General features: G+C 34.7%; 14 protein-coding genes and 2 pseudogenes. 9 read left to right on the forward strand and 7 right to left on the reverse strand.

The annotated features are described in order from the left end of the window. Window positions 1–648: 648 nt before the first annotated feature. Entirely contained in the window at window positions 649–2,766 is a 2,118-nt protein-coding gene (locus G6R40_RS06685) for a catalase (RefSeq protein WP_165133312.1), read from the reverse strand. Window positions 2,767–2,797: 31 nt separating this feature from the next. After that, entirely contained in the window at window positions 2,798–3,340 is a 543-nt protein-coding gene (locus tag G6R40_RS06690) for a ferritin-like domain-containing protein (RefSeq protein ID WP_165133315.1), read from the reverse strand. A 215-nt stretch (window positions 3,341–3,555) separates the two neighbouring features. Between G6R40_RS06690 and G6R40_RS06695 the strand changes: the two genes are divergently transcribed. From G6R40_RS06695 to G6R40_RS06730, 8 genes are all read left to right on the forward strand, one after another. Beyond that, window positions 3,556–4,086, forward strand: coding sequence for a pyridoxamine 5'-phosphate oxidase family protein (locus G6R40_RS06695; RefSeq protein ID WP_165133318.1), 531 nt, complete (start codon window positions 3,556–3,558; stop codon window positions 4,084–4,086). A gap of 3 nt (window positions 4,087–4,089) precedes the next feature. Continuing rightward, window positions 4,090–5,094: a ligase-associated DNA damage response exonuclease gene (locus G6R40_RS06700; protein WP_165133321.1), complete on the forward strand. Its 1,005-nt coding sequence runs from the start codon at window positions 4,090–4,092 to the stop codon at window positions 5,092–5,094. Beyond that, the gene (locus G6R40_RS06705) at window positions 5,091–6,671 is read left to right on the forward strand and encodes an ATP-dependent DNA ligase (RefSeq protein ID WP_165133324.1); all 1,581 of its coding nucleotides are present in this window, start codon (window positions 5,091–5,093) and stop codon (window positions 6,669–6,671) included. Before G6R40_RS06700 ends, G6R40_RS06705 begins: the two co-directional genes overlap by 4 nt. A gap of 62 nt (window positions 6,672–6,733) precedes the next feature. Further along, window positions 6,734–9,130 carry a ligase-associated DNA damage response DEXH box helicase gene (locus G6R40_RS06710; RefSeq protein WP_262887675.1) on the forward strand — a complete coding sequence of 799 codons (2,397 nt, stop codon included), beginning with the start codon at window positions 6,734–6,736 and terminating at the stop codon, window positions 9,128–9,130. After that, window positions 9,127–9,774, forward strand: coding sequence for a ligase-associated DNA damage response endonuclease PdeM (gene pdeM, locus G6R40_RS06715; RefSeq protein WP_165133327.1), 648 nt, complete (start codon window positions 9,127–9,129; stop codon window positions 9,772–9,774). Before G6R40_RS06710 ends, pdeM begins: the two co-directional genes overlap by 4 nt. 158 nt (window positions 9,775–9,932) lie before the next feature. After that, window positions 9,933–11,189, forward strand: a complete 1,257-nt coding sequence (locus tag G6R40_RS06720) for a putative DNA modification/repair radical SAM protein (RefSeq protein ID WP_165133330.1) — start codon at window positions 9,933–9,935, stop codon at window positions 11,187–11,189. A gap of 18 nt (window positions 11,190–11,207) precedes the next feature. Then, complete coding sequence (locus G6R40_RS06725) at window positions 11,208–11,759, forward strand: lipocalin family protein (protein ID WP_165133333.1); 552 nt, start codon at window positions 11,208–11,210, stop codon at window positions 11,757–11,759. Window position 11,760: 1 nt separating this feature from the next. Further along, the gene (locus G6R40_RS06730) at window positions 11,761–12,522 is read left to right on the forward strand and encodes a TIGR03915 family putative DNA repair protein (RefSeq protein WP_165133336.1); all 762 of its coding nucleotides are present in this window, start codon (window positions 11,761–11,763) and stop codon (window positions 12,520–12,522) included. A gap of 19 nt (window positions 12,523–12,541) precedes the next feature. On the opposite strand, the pseudogene G6R40_RS15140 reads toward G6R40_RS06730, so the two are convergent. The 5 genes and pseudogenes from G6R40_RS15140 to G6R40_RS06750 form a co-directional block, all read right to left on the reverse strand. Continuing rightward, window positions 12,542–13,087, reverse strand: a pseudogene (locus G6R40_RS15140) (IS982 family transposase); the annotation flags it as partial. Between the two features lie 320 nt (window positions 13,088–13,407). Next, window positions 13,408–13,546, reverse strand: a pseudogene (locus tag G6R40_RS06735) (IS1595 family transposase); the annotation flags it as partial. A gap of 491 nt (window positions 13,547–14,037) precedes the next feature. After that, window positions 14,038–15,291 carry a chloride channel protein gene (locus tag G6R40_RS06740; RefSeq protein ID WP_165133338.1) on the reverse strand — a complete coding sequence of 418 codons (1,254 nt, stop codon included), beginning with the start codon at window positions 15,289–15,291 and terminating at the stop codon, window positions 14,038–14,040. Window positions 15,292–15,397: 106 nt separating this feature from the next. Further along, window positions 15,398–15,772, reverse strand: coding sequence for a DUF779 domain-containing protein (locus tag G6R40_RS06745; protein ID WP_165133340.1), 375 nt, complete (start codon window positions 15,770–15,772; stop codon window positions 15,398–15,400). 332 nt (window positions 15,773–16,104) lie between these two features. After that, window positions 16,105–17,616, reverse strand: coding sequence for an aldehyde dehydrogenase family protein (locus tag G6R40_RS06750; protein WP_165133342.1), 1,512 nt, complete (start codon window positions 17,614–17,616; stop codon window positions 16,105–16,107). Window positions 17,617–17,871: 255 nt separating this feature from the next. Here G6R40_RS06750 and G6R40_RS06755 point away from each other — a divergent pair, with 255 nt between their 5' ends. Then, window positions 17,872–18,795, forward strand: a complete 924-nt coding sequence (locus G6R40_RS06755) for an AraC family transcriptional regulator (RefSeq protein ID WP_165133344.1) — start codon at window positions 17,872–17,874, stop codon at window positions 18,793–18,795. Window positions 18,796–18,813: the final 18 nt, after the last annotated feature.

Here is an 18,813-nt window from a genome sequence, read left to right on the forward strand (position 1 = left end):
TTACCGTGCCGAAAATTGTAATATAAACAAGATGGAAAAATCGATCATGAAAATATTAGTCAAGTAAATAATTATGCAAGAATAAAGTTTTAAAAGATAATTTCAAATCTAAAATGCTCAATTCCAAATTATTGATTGTTTTATCATGTATTTTGAATATAGAAACTTCACTAAATTTTCACAAATGCTGTTTTTAAGGAAATAAACTAAAAATAAATAGGCAAAATTTAGCATGTACATGTGAAATCTATCAATGATTATCGTTAAGACTAGAAACTGCTATATATTTAATTTACAGAAATATAGAAATAAAAAATAGAACAAATACAATTTCTATATTATCAATAAAAAATACCTAAGCCTTTATCCATCGACGTGCGCCACGACGAAATTTCAATACAAATTTAGAAAGAAAACTCTTGCAGCAGCTTAATCTTATGCTACTTTTATACGCCTTTACTATATCTCAGTAGCTTTATTTTAGATTCTGCATCGGAGACTAAGTTTAGAGAAAACAGGAATTTAAAGGAAAAGCGAAAACATTTTTTACTGATATAGGTTTCAGATTTTTTCGCAAAATTTCCAAGTCAATCAGAGATTAATTTCCCTAGACAAAAAATGATAAATCATCACTTGTGTTTTTAATTGTTATTTTTCCATATCTAGCTCACGTTGCCAATAACGGTGTTTTTTCATGAGATCAATCAACTGTGTGGTCCATTCTTTAGCATCTTTTTCTTGAATAATTCCTTTATCCACTTTTATATCAGACTTTTCTATTAATTTTTCAGTTCCTGAAGCAAAAGCAATGGCCTTGCAGTGCATAAATGCATCTTTTAACCATTCAAAATAATCAGGATTATTATAAAGCGTATCAACGGATGGTCCATTAGGCGTGTACAATGCGTCATACAGTACAGATGCATCAGTTTTATACGTGTTTTTGATAGTGGTAGTTTCTCCTTCTTCAAATTTTAAAGCCCCCACTTTTTCTCCAATGAGTACAGCTTCAGCCCCTTGATTTTCTAAAATTGTTTTCAAAGCATCTATACTTTTTTTCGAAACTCCGTCTGCTACCAAAAAAGCTACTTTTCTAGTTGCGATACTCCCCTCACCGTCTTTCACTTTCATGCTAAGCGCTTCAGATTTTTCAACCTCTAGCTTTTTGCCTTCAATAGGATAATTAGGGTGATTCTGACGAGCAAATTGCAATGTCAATTCATCTAAATCTTTTGGCGGCGTAATGTTTAAATTCTTTCCGACCTCTGACGCTAATTTGGGATCAATTTGATTAAGAATAGCGACTTGTCTTTCTCGAATTTTGGTATCTTTTACTTTAGACAATTCAAATGATAAAGCTTTAATGATGTGCAATTGTTCAATTTCCGATTGAGAATTAAAAAACAACCTCGCCTGAGAAAAATGGTCTGCGAAAGAATCTGAACGCTCACGCACTTTTCTAGCATTTATTTTTTCCTGATGCGACTGAAAACCCGTTTCACCTTTTAACATAGCATGATAAGGACATCCCGAAGCTTGGCTGTTGGGGAAATAAGAAACATTTCCTTTCAAGATATCTATCCTAGAACTTCCATCTTTCTGATTGTTGGATTTTTGGTTTACAGATCTATTGATTGGAATTTCGTGGAAATTACCACCCAAACGATAATTTTGCGTGTCCATATAAGAAAAAATTCTTCCTTGCAATAGAGGATCATTAGAAACATCTATTCCTGGAACCAATCTGCCTGGATCAAAGGCTGCCTGCTCCGTTTCTGCGAAGAAATTTTCTGGATTTTTATTCAACGTCATGGTTCCTAAAATTGTTACAGGAACCAATTCTTCGGGCACCAATTTTGTAGGATCCAAGATATCGAAGGAATATTTTAATTCATCCTCTTCTGGAATCAATTGTACGCCCAAATCCCATTGTGGAAAGTTAGCCTTGTCGATATTTTCCCACAATTCTTCGCGATGAAAATCTGAATTGTAGCCCGAAATTTTTTGGGCCTCATTCCAAGCTACGCCATGAACTCCCAATTTGGGTTTCCAATGGAATTTCACAAAAGTGCCTTTTCCTTCTTTATTCACCAATTTAAAACTGTGAACTCCGAAACCTTCCATCATTCTTAGAGAACGTGGTATTGCACGGTCCGACATTATCCACATAATCATGTGCGCAGATTCTGGAATTAAAGAAATAAAATCCCAAAACGTATCATGTGCGGAAGCCGCCTGAGGAATTTCCTTATTGGGCTCTGGTTTTACAGCATGTACTAAGTCTGGAAAATTCATGGCATCCTGTATAAAAAACACAGGAATGTTGTTTCCTACCAAATCATAATTGCCTTCCTCGGTATAAAATTTTACCGAAAATCCTCTTACATCTCTCGCTAAATCTGTAGACCCTTTGAAACCTGCAACCGTTGAAAATCTTACGAACACTGGTGTTTTCACTCCCATTTGAAGGAACTGTGCAGTAGTATATTGCGAAATATCGGCTTTCATCTCGAAAACGCCATGAGCTGCACTTCCTCTCGCATGTACCACACGTTCCGGAATTCTTTCGCGATCAAAATGCATCATTTTATCGAAATAGATATGATCCTGTTGCAAAGACGGTCCTCTATTACCAACCTTCAAAGAGTTGTTATTGTCATAAATAGGAACGCCGTCATTGGTGGTTAATATCTTCCCTATATTATCAGTCAGATGCTCCTCTAGCTGATTAGTTTTTATATTATTTTTACCTGTATTTTTTTCCATAATTAAGATTTTAGTGTTGTGTGTGCGTGTGTTATTTAGCTTTAATATTAATTTCAGAAGTAGCTAATTTCGAAAGTAATTTGTCCGCATTTTTTTCTTGCTTTAAGATAGAATTAAGCAATTTTTTGGCTTCCGTATGTTTTAGTAATCCCGCATAAGAAATCATAGTTCCATACGATGCAATTTCATAGTGTTCGGCTTTTTGACAAGCAGCTATAATACCTGCATCACGCACTGCTCCAAGCTGTGTTTCTTCTAAAACACCTTTACCCTCTTCTATAATACCTGCCATGGCATCGCATTTTTCTTCTTCATCTTTTACTCCTCCAATAGATTTGAATACTGCTTTTAATATTTTTATGTGTTCAGCAGTTTCCTTTCGATGGTCATCGAGTGCTTTTTTCAGATGGGTTGAGGTTGCATTTTTAGACATTTTGGGTAAGGTTTTGTACAAGGCATTCTCTGCCAATAGTGCATCTTTCAGACAACTTTCAAAAAGATCATCCAAAGTTGTAGCGGCATCTTTCTTAGCTGCTATTTTTGAGGTTGATTTTAGAAGGCGATTTTTTCCCATTAGATATGGACTTCTTGGTTACTTTCATAATTATCATTTAAAAGTTTAATTTATGACGAAACTGTGGAATACACAGTGGAATTAATGGAATACAAAACATCTTTATTATCATAAAACATCAATTAATGTGCCGAAAAAATGATTTTTTGTTAACAAAAACATAATTTAAATATTAATAATTTAAATTACTAAAGGCATAGTAATTGTAGGGTAAAATGAAAATTAACAATATGGGAAATGCACAATCTCCAACAGAAAATCTTAGCGGAACTAAGGCTATCAGTAAAATTAAAGACATTGCAGAGGGGGCAGGTACATGCTTCTTCACAACCTTAATTGGTGAAAATTCTTCGAGCAGACCAATGGCCTTACAATCAGTAGATGAGCAAGGAAATCTTTGGTTTCTGAGTGATATTACGTCGGACAAAAATCAAGAAATTGAACACGACAATCATGTGGAATTGTACTTTATGAACAATTCAAAATATGAATATATAATGGTGAAAGGAAATGCTGTTGCTACTCAAGATAAAACTTTGATAGATAAATATTGGTCAAATTTTGCCAACGCATGGTTTGAAGGCAAAGACGACCCCAATGTTAGCCTTATAAAGGTTACCCCCAAAGAAGGATATTATTACGAAACTAAAGAAAATAAAATAGTAGCAATGTCTAAAATGCTTTTCTCCGCGGTCACGGGAAGTAGTATAGAAGATGGCGGTGTGGAAGGTCAATTGAATTTATAATTAATGCTGCTAAAATTCACTTCTAAAGGCATTTACTGTATTCCTGGAAAATTTTATATAGACCCTTGGAAACCAGTTGATTTAGCTGTTATCACTCATGGTCACGCCGATCATGCCCGAAGTGGAATGAAAAAATATTTATGCCATCACTTTACCAAACCTATTTTATATTCCAGAATTGGTAGTAACATTGAATGTCAAAGTGTGGAATATGGAGAAACTCTCAATATTAATGGAGTAAAAGTTTCCCTTCATCCCGCTGGTCACATTATTGGTTCAGCACAAATTCGCATGGAATATAAAGGCTATGTTTCCGTCATTTCTGGTGATTATAAAATTCAAAATGATGGTATTTCCACCCCTTTTGAATCTGTAAAATGCAACGAGTTTGTCTCTGAAAGCACCTTTGGACTTCCCATCTACAACTGGTTTTCTGTGGAAGAACAGGAAAAACAAATGCGCAACTGGGTACAACAGAATAAAGCCAATGGGAAAACCTCCGTATTCATCGGCTATTCTTTAGGTAAATCGCAAAGAATTATGAAAGCTTTGGAAGGTTTGGATGAATTGAATGTGCATTATTCCATCGCAAAGCTCAATGAAGCCTATAAAAGTGTTGGTGTAAATCTACCCGACTACAAAACCATCGATTTACGAGAAGATAAAAAACATCTGGACGGAAAAATTGTATTACTTCCACCCGCTCTCATTGATAATCCTGCCATGAAGAAAATTCCCAATTTGGCGTATGCCATTTGTTCAGGATGGATGCAGATTCGAGGAGCCAGACGTTGGCGAAGTGCAGATGCAGGTTTTGCCATAAGCGATCATGCCGATTGGCAAGGTCTCATTACTGCCATCAAAGCTACGGAAGCGGAAAAAGTACATATCACACACGGACAAACCGCTGTTTTTTCAAAATATTTGAATGAAATTGGAATTTTTGCTGATGAAGTGAAAACCGAATACGGAAATGATGAAGAAACTCCAGAATTAGAGTCAGAATGAAAGATTTTGCCACTTTAATAAACGCTTTTGATAGCACTAATAAAACTTCCTTGAAACAGGAAGCTATTTTACGTTTTTTGGATGAAGCGAGCTCTCAGGATAAATTGTGGTTTTTGGCTTTGTTTACGGGTAAAAAGCCCAAGCGGAATGTCAATTCTACTTTTATGAAGCAATGGGCGATGGAAGTGGCAAATATTCCTGAATGGCTCTTTGTTGAAAGCTATTCTTCCGTTGGAGATTTGGGAGAAACCATTTCACTTTTGCTTCCCGAACCTAGTCATAAAATTGAACTTTCTCTTTCGGAATGGATGGAGAAAATTATGGCATTAAAAGACTTTTCGGAAGATCAAAAAAAACAGTTTGTATTAGAGGCGTGGAGAAGTTTAAATTCCATTGAGCGGTTTATTTTTAATAAATTATTAGGTGGAAGCTTTAGAATTGGTGTTTCCTCCAAAACTTTAATTAATACCTTAGCTAAATACTATCAATTGGATGCCACAGCCGTTGCACATAGCATTATGGGCGATTGGAATCCGCAAGAAATTGATTTTGATGCATTAATAAAAGGCGAATATACCGACACCAATTTATCAAAACCTTATCCTTTTTGTTTGGCGTATGCTTTGGAAAAAAAATTGGAAGATTTGGGTTCCGAAGACGAGTGGCAGGTGGAATATAAATGGGACGGAATCCGAGGACAAATGATTAAAAGAAATGAGGAAATTTTCATTTGGTCCCGTGGTGAAGAATTGGTCACTGCACAATTTCCTGAAATTGAAGATGAACTCAAAAGTTGGAAGGGAAATTTTGTTTTGGATGGTGAAATTTTAGCATTTAAAGACAATTCCGTACTCAATTTTAACGAATTACAAAAACGTTTGAACAGAAAATCTTTAACCAAAAAAATGTTGGAAGAAATTCCCATAGTGGTTTTTGTATATGATTTATTGGAGTTTGAAGGTGAAGATTATCGTGAAAAGCCACTTAGTTTAAGACGAGAAAAATTAGAAAAGCTTCTTCAAAATAATCCTTCAGAAAGAATAGTTCTTTCAAAAATTATCAATTTTAAAAACTGGAATAATCTTCCTGAAATTCGGGAAAATTCCAGAGAAATTAACAGCGAGGGTTTAATGTTAAAAAAAAATTCTTCTCCGTATCACACGGGCAGAAAAAAAGGCGATTGGTGGAAATGGAAAATAGATCCTTTAACTCTTGATGCCGTGCTTATTTACGCCCAAAAAGGGAGCGGCAGAAGAAGTGCTTATTACACCGACTACACTTTTGCCGTAAAAAAAGAAGGTAAACTGGTCACTATTGCCAAAGCGTATTCTGGCTTAACGGATAAAGAAATTCAGGAAGTCAGCAAATTTATTTCTAAAAATGTATTGGAGAAATTTGGTCCCGTAAGAACCGTAAAACCCGAACTCGTTTTTGAAATCGCTTTTGAAGGAATTGGCTACAGCAGTCGTCACAAATCGGGAGTAGCATTGCGTTTTCCAAGAATTGTGCGTTGGCGAAGAGATAAAAAAGTAGACGAAATAGATGATATTGAAGACATTAAAAAACTAATAACGTGACCCAAAAATTTGAGCAATCCGAAGGTTTTCAAATCATCCAAAAATGGTTGAATGAGAAAGGAATGTCGCCATTTTCTTTTCAGAAGGAAACATGGCAACGCTTTTCTAATGGTTACTCTGGAATGGTGATTGCGCCAACAGGTTTTGGGAAAACTTATTCCGTATTCATTGCGATACTCATCGATTTTTTTAATCAACCCGAAAAATATAAATCAGGTCTAAAACTGCTTTGGGTCACACCACTCCGTTCATTAGCAAAAGACTTGGCAAGAGCCATGCAAGAAGCCATTGACGAAATTGGTTTAGATTGGACCGTTGAAGTGCGAAACGGCGATACCGATCCCCAAATAAAGCAACGACAAAGCAAAATCATGCCCGATATTTTGCTCGTAACTCCCGAAAGTTTGCATCTGCTATTGGCTCAAAAAGACAATCAAAGATTTTTTAAAAATCTAAAATGTATCGCCGTTGATGAATGGCATGAGTTGTTGAGTACCAAACGTGGCGTCATGGTGGAATTGGCTTTGGTTGTTCTTAAACATCGCAATCCACTCATTAAAATTTGGGGAATCACAGCAACCATTGGAAATCTTGATGAAGCTTTAGAAGTTTTGATTCCCAATTCCCATAAAAGAACAAAAGTGGTTGCCAAAGAGCAAAAGAAAATTGAAATCCTCTCCGTATATCCGCCAGAAGTTGAAATTTTACCTTGGGCAGGGCATTTGGGCGGGAAATTAATGAATGAAGTCGTACCCATTATTCTGAACTCCAAATCTACTTTGGTTTTTACCAACACTCGAAGTCAGGCAGAAATGTGGTATCAACTTTTGTTGGAAGTCTATCCTGATTTCGCGGGTCAAATTGCTCTTCATCACGGTTCTATTGATGTGGATTTGAGAAATTGGGTGGAAGAAAATCTTAGTAATGGAACTTTAAAAGCCGTAGTTTCTACCTCGTCTTTGGATTTAGGTGTGGATTTTAAACCTGTGGACACCGTCATTCAAATTGGTTCTAGTAAAGGTGTTGCGAGGTTTATGCAACGTGCAGGAAGAAGCGGCCACTCCCCTTTTGAAACTTCAAAAATCTATTTTGTTCCCACTCATTCTTTAGAACTTATTGAAGCTGCAGCGCTTAAAGAAGCAGTTAAAAATAAAGTGATTGAAAAACGTGAACCCTTTGTTTTAGCATATGATGTTATGGTTCAATTTCTAGTTAGTTTAGCTTTAGGCGGCGGTTTTTATGCGGATGAAATGTATCCTGTTATCCAAAAAACCTTTGCTTTTTCTGAAATGACTGAAGAAGAATGGCAATGGTGCATTTATTTCATCACACAAGGTGGAAAAACAGGAAAAAACTATGAAGAATTTCATAAAGTGGTAAAACAAGATGATGGAAAATTAGTGGTTGAAAAAAGGAAAATCGGAATGCTACACCGCATGAATATTGGCGTTATTGTAAGTGATTCCATGTTGAGGGTGAAATTTCTCTCTGGTGGTTATATTGGGATGATAGAGGAATATTTTATATCAAAACTACATAAAGGTGATAAATTTATTTTGGCCGGTCGGGTTTTAGAATATGCAATGCTAAAAGAAATGACGGTTTATGTAAAATTATCCAGCGGAAAAGCTATCACTCCCAGTTGGTTGGGTGGAAGATTGCCTCTTTCTTCTAATCTCAGTTTTTTTTTAAGGAAAAAATTAGCCGAATCTTTATCTCCAAACTCAAGGGAAAAGGAACTGAAATTTTTGCATCCTTTATTGGCTAATCAAAATGAAAATTCCCACATTCCCAAAGAAGATGAATTTTTAGTGGAGCAAATAAAAACCAGAGAAGGCTATCATCTCTTTTTTTATCCATTTGAAGGACGTTTGGTGCATGAAGTGATGTCTGCATTATTGGCATATAGAATCTCAAAATTATACCCCATTAGTTTCTCAATGGCGATGAATGATTATGGTTTTGAATTGTTTTCTGATCGGGAAATTATATTAACAGATGAAGAGCTGAAACAGGTTCTTTCCAGAGAAAATCTGATGCAAGATGTGGTTAGTAGCGTAAATGCTGCTGAAATGGCGAAACGGAAATTTAGAGATATTGCCGTCATATCGGGATTAGTGGTACAAACAATGCCAGGAAGACAGATCAATAATAAATCTTTACAATCCTCGTCGGGAATTATATTTTCTGTTTTAGAAGAGCACGATCCCGAGAATTTATTATTGAGACAAGCTTACACGGAGGTTTTTAATCAGCAATTAGAAGAAGGACGGTTAATCGCCGCATTTGACAGAATAGAAAAAAGTAAAATTATTTACATACATTCGGATCGATTTTCACCACTTAGTTTCCCTATAAAAGTGGATAGTTTGCGTCAATCTTTATCCAGTGAAGATTTGGCAACGAGAATAAAAAAAATGCAAGAAGCCAACATAAAAAAGAAAAGTAAAACAAAATGAATCTCGTAGAAAAAGAAATTATCATCCGTAATCATCATTTTGTACTTACTAACCAGAGAGCTTTGTTCTGGAAAAATGAAAAAAGTTTAATAATTTCCGATTTGCATTTAGGAAAAACTGCGCATTTCAGAAAAAATGGAATTGCATTACCTGCAGATATTATTCATCAGGATTTGCAGCGGCTGTCTTATTTAATTGAATTTTATATCTGCGAAAAACTCATTATTGTTGGTGATTTTATCCATGCGGGGAAAAATTCAGAATTTGAAATTTTCAAAACTTGGAAAATGCAATTCCCCAATCTCAAAATTATTTTAGTAAAAGGTAATCACGACAAAATTTCTATTGAAACTTTGTACAATTTGGGCGTTTCTGAAGTTTATAAACAACTTAGAATAGATGATTTTATTTTCAACCATGAAGACCTTGAAATGCAAGACTTTTTTGTGATTTCAGGTCATATACATCCTGGAGTAAGCCTGCAATCGACTGTGAGGAAATTTTTAAAATTTCCATGTTATATTGTTTCCGAAGACAAATTTATTTTACCCGCTTTTAGTTCGTTCACAGGTTTGGATACACAAGACTATTATCCCAATGCACAAAAATACATCTTTGATGATGCTTGTATTTTAGAATTGTAAATCGTTTCAGCTGTACATGTTTTTATATAGATTTTCTGTTCTTAAATGTTCTTTTTTTTCATTTATAATGGTGAAAAATGACACAAAAAGCAACTACTTTCTAACATCTGTTTGGCTTAATTTTGGTTAATTTTACACCTCATAATTAAAAAAATACCATGGATCGTATTCAAGAAAAATTAATGATATTGGCAGATGCTGCCAAATACGATGTAAGCTGTAGTTCTAGCGGAGGAAAACGCAAAAATAATGGAGGTATTGGAGATGCTTCGGCATCAGGAATTTGTCATACGTATACAGAAGATGGGAGGTGTGTTTCTTTGTTAAAAATCCTTCTTACCAACCATTGCATTTACGATTGTGCCTTCTGTGTTTCCAGAAAAAGTAACGATGTAAAAAGAGCTGCTTTCACCGTTGATGAAGTGGTAGAATTGACGATTAATTTTTACCGCAGAAATTATATTGAGGGACTTTTTCTAAGTTCAGGGATTTTCAAAAGTGCAGATTATACCATGGAGCGATTGATGCGTATTGTGAAAAAACTTCGTGTGGAGGAGAAATACAATGGGTATATCCATCTTAAAACCATTCCTGGTGCTAGCGAAGAGCTTATAAAAGAAGCTGGATTATATGTCGACAGAATGAGCATTAATCTTGAAATGCCTACAGAAGCTGGATTGAAGTTGGTAGCTCCAGAAAAAAATCACGATAGTGTAAGAAAACCTTTGGCTTTTGTTCAAAATCAAATTCAAGAAATCAAATCGGAATCAAAATTAATAAAACATAAACCCTTATTTGTACCTGCGGGGCAAAGCACGCAGATGGTAATTGGCGCAACGCCAGAAAATGATTTTGAAATTATGAGTGTTGCCGACGAGTTTTATAAAAATTACAATCTGAAAAGAGTGTATTATAGTGGCTACATCCCAATAAATTCAGAAAACACCATACTCCCTCAAGTGGGAACGCAACCTCCATTAATTAGAGAAAACAGGCTATACCAAACCGATTGGCTTTTAAGATTTTATGACTTTAAATTGGATGAAATTCTTAACCCAACCTTCACCAATCTAGATATGGATATTGATCCAAAATTAGGATGGGCACTTAGAAATCCGCATTATTTCCCTATTGATATTAATACGGCCAGCTATCAAGAAATTATACGAATTCCGGGCGTGGGAAGAAAGTCTGCAATGAAAATGATTCAAAGTAGAAAATTTGGAAAATTGCGTGAGTATCAGGTAAGAAAAATGGGCATCAGCTTTAATAGAGCCAAATTTTTTATGGTATGTGCCGATACGTCTTTTGAAATGGGAGAACTTGCTCCGTTGAAGATAAAATCTCTTATTACTTCACCCTCTAAAAGTAAATATAAAAGTAATGTACCAAGTAATCAGCTTAGTTTATTCTAAGCTCGTAAAATATAAATTATGAAAAACAAAAATTTAAAATATGCCCTATTTGCAATAGCTGCCTTGGGCATTACCGCAATTACCATAGCATGTTCTACAAAAAAAGGGAAAATGAGTTCTAAAGTAGTTGTAGTTCAAAACTTTGATGTTAATCGATATGTGGGCCAATGGTATGAAATCGCAAGGCAGGATTTTAAACATGAAAAAGATTTAAAAAATGTTACAGCAAACTACTCCAAACGAGATGACGGTAAAATTGCAGTTGTTAATAAAGGCTATAACTATGTCAAGAATGAATGGGAAGAAGCCCATGGAAAAGCAAAATTTAATGGTCCAGAGAATAAAGGAGCATTAAAGGTTTCATTTTTTGGCCCATTTTATTCGGAATATAATATTGTGATGATGGATCCTTCGTATGAAACCGTACTTATTTTTGGTGAAAGCACGGATTATATTTGGATACTTTCTCGAAACAAAACTATTCCTGAAGCAACCAAGCAAAAATTTGTAGCCTACGCCAAAGAGCAGGGTTATGATATTAAAAGATTAGTGTGGACCATACAAGATTAGGATGATTTATACTTTTGATGGCAGTTATTACGGCTTTCTTTCGGTGGTTTTTGAAAGTTTCGAAAGTAAAAAATTTGATGTAAAACCTCTTCTATCTAGTAATTTCACAGGAGAACTCTTTGAAGAAGTTTATGATGTAGTTACGGATGATATTAAAGCAAAAAGAGTCTTAAAGGGATTAAAATCCAAATTAAAATCTACCGAAGTTCTCAATATTTTTAAAGTTTTTTTGTCGGAAGATGAAGCTGTATGGCAATCCCTTATCTATTGTATCCAGCAGATATTTCTAGGTAACGAAAAAATATTGACCAATTTTGGAAACTTTCATGTATTAAAATTCGACCAAGCCCTTACCCGCGTGAATCGAGAACGACACAGAATGAAGGCATTCATCCGTTTTCAGAAAAGTTCAGATAATATGTTTCATTGCATGATTGAGCCAGATTTTAATGTATTGCCACTTATTGCAGAATTTTTTAGAAATCGTTATACAGATCAAACTTGGTTGATTTATGATATTAAGAGAAACTATGGTCTTTTTTACGATTTAAAAAGTGTTTCCGAAGTTACTTTATCTCCTGTTCAGCAAAATGCATTATCTAAAACTGATGCTACAATACAGCTGGATGACATGGAAGAAAAGTACCAGAATCTTTGGCAGCAGTATTTTAAAAGCACCAATATTGAAGCCCGCAAAAATATGAAACTACATCTGCAACACGTCCCACGAAGATATTGGAAGTATTTGACGGAGAAAAGATAATAAAAATCCGTTGTGCATTTTAAATAATACTGGCTTTTAAGTTATTGATATTTCTGTTGAAATATTCTTTGTTGATGAATTGTACAACTGTTAACGCCGTTATTTTAGCTAATAATCTGGTTTTTGAAATCTTCAAAAGTTTTTGCATAATTACGTCTCACCATAAACTGGTCGCAGAATTTCGAGAACAAGGTTTAGATTGTCTTTCGTTGTTTTTTGAACCAATAAAACTGAGGTTTATAATCCTTTTGATTGATTCTTTTGGAGTTTCCAATTCTATGTTTGGATAGTTGAACAAGTCAATTTGAATTTCAGAAGACAAACAACCCTTGTCTACAAGCAGTGTACAAAGAGATAATTGCTCTCTGATATCCTTTAAATAATGGATATCCTACACAGAAGCTGGACTTAAATCAATACTTTGAAAAACACCACTTACAGAACAATCCGTATGAAGTTTGTAGCCATAAAAATGCATTTGCTGTGAAGTACAAAAACCTCTGATAAGATTACAATATTCAGCATATTTACAGATTTTCGAAGTGCTACTTCTGGAAAGTTTGCAGTTTTGATGGTCGTCTTAGGTAGAGTAATAAATTTTCATTAGATATTTTTTTTCAAAACTTCCAAAATTACCTCCGTCGAACCTCTTGGTTAGGTACCTTTCGTAATCTGCAGCTAAGTTGCTCATTGTAAATGTTTTGCGATTAATTCAATTTACTGATTTTCAATCAAATGACAACTTTTAATTTTTTAATTCATAATGCACAACAGGTTAATTATAAGCACATGCATTACTATCAACTTATTAATTTTTATACTAAAAAATATTTCGTAAAAAAAATACCAAAAACTAATCTGATTATCCATTTTTAGTCCCATAGCTGTAATGTTCGCCATGAGGAGCCTTTCAAAAATTCTATCTCCACAATATCTTTGATTTAATTTATAGACCAATTCATTTAAATACAATTAAAGATATTTTCGTTTTTATTTTGCGGTAGCTTCCTAACAGATATCTCTTGGTATACCTTAAGATTGGAAAACGATAAATATTTTGCAAAAGACGAAAACGCCAGCATCTTTATCGCGCAATCTAACGTGAATTTAGAGAAAAGTAAATTGAAAACGGGCTATATAATGATTCCTATTGGTTTTCATTATAATTTTTCTAAGCTAAAAACAGCGAGAGATATATAATAAGGACCCTATTATGATGCTTTTAAAGTTAGTGCCAATGTGTATGGAGGAGGTAAATTATGTAGCAATAATATTATAAAAACGACGATATTAAATTTAGAAACAGAGAAAATTTTGATATAAATCCGTTGGTGTAGGGTGCTCAAATTACTCTAGGATACGGACAGTTTAGTGTTTATGCAAAAAAAGATTTTAGCAATTTCTTTAAAGACAGTCATTTTAATAACGATAAAATGTTGAATTTTGGAGTGGCTTGGGGTTTCTAAAATTAAATTCATCTTCATAAAAATTCAACTCGCAGGAGCTGAATTTTTTTTATTTATTAGTTTCTAAATTGTAAGTGTAAACATTGTAAGGAAGAAGTTGTTGAGCAAAATATTTAGCAATAAAACTTCCCACCAAAATAGGAAAAAACAATGCATATCCGTTCGGAGCTAAATTACAGACTAAAAACAAAGCCGTGAAAGGCGCATAAATAGAAGCCGATAAAGTAGCTGCTGCACCTACCAAAATAAAATTAAGGTAAATTAAAGACGTCCCGAAATAATGGTTGCAAAAAAATGCAAATCCAAAACCTAAAAATGCTCCCACCACAATACTAGGGGCAAAAACACCACCATCGCCTCCTGCACCAAGGGTTAAAGCCGAAGCCAAAGGTTTTAAAAATATTAACAACACCAAAAATAATAAAGAAAATTCATGTGGATGTTGCAAAAGTTCATTCAGGGAATGATAGCTATCGCCATACAGAAATGGAAACACAAAAATAAGCGAACCCACAACGAGAGCTCCTAAATTCACCCTCAAAAAGTTATTGTGAATTCCCGCAAACAAATCCTTAATCCTTGTTACTAAAAACGTGAAGTAAACCGATAAAACACCTCCCAATAAACTTAGAATAACAAAAAAAGGAAGTGCTGACCAACTCCAATCTGTGATAGATGCCGAAAATACTGTTTCACTTTTCGTGAAATACAAGAAAACCCAAGCCACAAAACTCGCCGCAAAACAACTTAAAAATAAAGTTTTGGTAAGTTTCCTGGCTATTACTTCAACAGCGAATAAAAATCCTACAATGGGACTTCCGAATAAAACAGAAACGCCCGCTGCCACGCCTGCACAAATTAATTCCAATTTATAAACATTAGCAGAAAAACGCTTTTCGTAAGCTACATTTCCCACCGTAGCACTTGCAACTACTGTAGAAACTTCAATTCCTGTGGAACCTCCAAAAATTACCGTAAGGAAACCATTTAAAAAATGGGACGGAATTTTAAAAGCGGGTAAATGATCTTTTCTTTGATCCACTGTTTTATAAATTTCAGTGATGCCTTTATTCTTGCGGTTTTTGAAAAGATATTTCCTTAAAAAATAAATGGCTGTAATCCCTATTGTTGGAAAAATAATGAACAGAAAAGATTTTTCTTTTGCAAAATCATATAAATATTCTTGAAAATAAATAGTAATAAACTTGAGCAACCAAGACATTGCCGAAGCCACCAACGCAACTATTATTGCAGAAACAATTAATTTAAAATAATAATGTCTTTGAATTTTGAGTCTGTCCATATCTGAAATTGCAAATTTCAACAAAGGTAACTGATGATCAATTTTCTATCAAATATTTTTTAAGATATTATTGTTTTAGATTTCATTTAAAAGCTTCTTTTAAATCTTAATCATTTCTTTTTACAGGTTCTAAATCTTCCAACTCTTCTGACGTAAAAAGCCGGTAATGGACTTTGAAAGTCTTTCCTAACGGGCTCTCCAAAGAAAAACCACCAGGACCAAAACCGTCCAAAACATCCAACGTAAAATGTGAATATTTCCAATACTCGAACAAATCTCTATCCACCCAAAACTCATAATCTTTTACATGACCTATTAAAACATCATTCATTCTTGGGAAAAAACCATCTTTTTCGAAGCACTGCGGTTGGGTTCCCTCGCAACATCCTCCTGCTTGATAAAACATTAAAGGACCGTGCTGTTCTTCCAATTGATGAATAACTTCTAAGGCTTTATCTGTAACATCTAATCTTGAAATCATTTTATTTTTATTTAAAGTTAATGAAAAAGACCTGACTAATTTCTAGCCAGGTCAAAAACACAAATTACATAATTACATACAAGTGATAAGCAACATTCTACCACTTGCACCTGGCTTAATTTTTAACAAATTTTGTACGCGTGAGGGCGAAGCGCATTGTGGGAGCTCGTGGGAGGCGAGGTTCCGGAGCGTAGCGGAGGAAACGAACCTCCCACAGCGACTGCGCGTAGACCGACACTTGGTTGCAAACTAATTATTATAACAAATCAAATCAACAATAATATATAAGTCTACATAAAGCAACCAAGTGGCACGCCCCAATTAATTATTAATTAGAAAAAGCCTAATTTATTTTTATTGTAAGAAATCAACATATTTTTGGTTTGACGATAGTGATCCAACATCATTTTATGGTTTTCTCGACCGATACCCGATTGTTTGTATCCACCAAAAGGCGCTCCTGCTGGATAAGAATGATATTGATTTACCCAAACTCTTCCCGCTTGAATAGCTCTTGGCACGGTATATAGCTGATGGGCATCACGCGTCCAAACTCCAGCCCCTAATCCGTAAATGGTATCATTAGCAATTTCTATTGCTTCGGCTTCATCTTTGAAAGTGGTTACTGCTAAAACAGGTCCGAAAATCTCTTCTTGAAAAATTCTCATTTTATTGTGCCCTTTAAACAAGGTTGGCTTAATATAATAACCACTCTCACAACCATCTCCAAGATTATTTGCGTCTCCTCCAGTCAGCACTTCTGCTCCTTCTTCTTTGCCTAATTGGATGTAAGACATAATTTTATCTTTTTGAATTTGTGAAGCTTGTGCTCCCATCATCACCGTTGGATCCAATGGGTTTCCTGTTTTAATGGCATTTACTCTTTCAACAACTCTCGCGATAAATGCTTCATAAATATCTTCTTGAATTAATAATCTTGATGGACAAGTACAAATTTCACCCTGATTTAAAGCGAACAAAACAGCTCCTTCAATGGCTTTATCTAAAAACTCATCATCATGATCCATCACCGAGCTAAAAAATACATTTGGAGATTTTCCTCCCAACTCTAAAGTTACGGGAATAATATTTTCTGTGGCATATTGCATTACTAATCTTCCCGTTGCTGTAGAACCTGTAAATGCTGCTTTTGATACTTTTGGATTGGTTACTAAAGCTCTTCCCAATTCTGCTCCAAAACCATTAACAACATTAATTACGCCGGCTGGAATTAAATCGCCTATTAATTCCATTAACACCATAATAGAAACTGGTGTACTTTCTGCAGGTTTTAAAACCACACAATTTCCAGCAGCTAAAGCTGGAGCCAACTTCCAAACCGCCATTAATATTGGAAAATTCCAAGGGATAATTTGAGCAATTACTCCTAAAGGTTCATGAACAATCAACGAAACGGTATCTTTATCCAACTCGTTATGAGAACCTTCTTCAGCACGAATAACACTCGCAAAATACCTAAAATGATCCACCGCCAAAGGTATATCCGCATTGAGCGTTTCTCGCACCGCTTTACCGTTATCTATAGTTTCCACAGCTGCGATGTATTGAAGATTTTCTTCTATTCTATCTGCAATTTTGTTCAAAATAATACTGCGTTGTGTTGCAGAAGTTTTTCCCCAGGTTTCAAAAGCTTTTGCAGCAGCATCTACCGCCAAATCTAAATCTTCTTTTGCAGAATGTGCAACTTGCGTAAACACTTTTCCGTCAACTGGCGAAACGACATCAAAATACTTTCCCAAAACGGGCGCCGTAAATTTTCCACCGATATAATTGTCATATTTAGCTTTAAAATCTGGTCTTTGTATTACATTGCTTGTGCTCATAATGATTTTATTTTTGTATTGTTTGTATTAATTCTATATCTTAAATTACTTTTGGAAAAGTCATAATTTTTCGCAGAATAACTTTCAGAATACCGAAGTTAACTTTAAACTTATAAATCACATAGCACAATCCTACATATTTATAGCAAAATTCTATTTTTAATATAAAATTTAGAATTTCATTAACAAAACTTTAGAAGTATTTTCAATAAATATTTTATATTTTTATCAAATAAGTTTTTAAGAAAAGACATTATGGCTCGCCAGAAATCATACATTTATCAACCAGCTTTATTAAAGGAAAAACAACTCGGCAACTTGGTTGAAAACAAAACCTCGTACACGCTGGAAAATTGTGAGTTTAGTATTTATGAAACCCACCAAAGTGCTTTTAATGTAAGATTACATTTTAATGAACTTGCTTTTACTGCGATGCTGCGTGGGAAAAAACGATTAAAACTAGATGGCAAATCAGACTATTTTGAATATCTCCCAGGAGAAAGTGTTTTAATGTCGCCAGGCGGTACCATGATTATCGATTTTCCAGAAGCAGACCTATCGCCTTCGCAATGTATTTCTTTGAGCCTTAATGCGGAATTTATAGAAAACACGCTCCAAAACCTTAATCTGTATAATCCAAAAGTTGATGAAAGTAACTCTTGGGACCTTCAACACGACGAGTATTTTCTGTTCAACACGCCTTCTCTAGCTTCTGCAACTAATAATCTTATGCGGATTGCCATGGACGATAACACGCACAAAGATCTGATGGCAGATTTTGCTCTAAAAGAACTTCTTATTCGGTTAATGCAAACGCAAGGCAGCAAAATGCTAGAACAACATCTTAATAAAACCCAATCGCGGATGGGCTTTGTAGTCGATTATATCAGAAAAAATCTTCACCAAAAACTCAATATCGACCAAATGGCAAAAATGGCTTACGTGAGCCATTCGAATTTCTTTAAAATGTTTAAACAAGAATTTGGACTTTCTCCGAATGATTTTATTTTAAAAGAACGGATAAACAAAGCCAAAGAACTTCTAAAAAACCAATTTAGCATCAAAGAAGTAGCCTTCCAAACAGGTTTTACAGACACCAATTATTTTACTAGAGTTTTTAAGCAATTTGAAGGAACAACGCCCAAATCCTTTCAAAACAAGAGTATAATATTACAATAAAAGCCCCACAATGAGGCT

It is taken from the genome of Chryseobacterium sp. POL2 (assembly GCF_011058315.1).
Classification (GTDB): domain Bacteria; phylum Bacteroidota; class Bacteroidia; order Flavobacteriales; family Weeksellaceae; genus Soonwooa.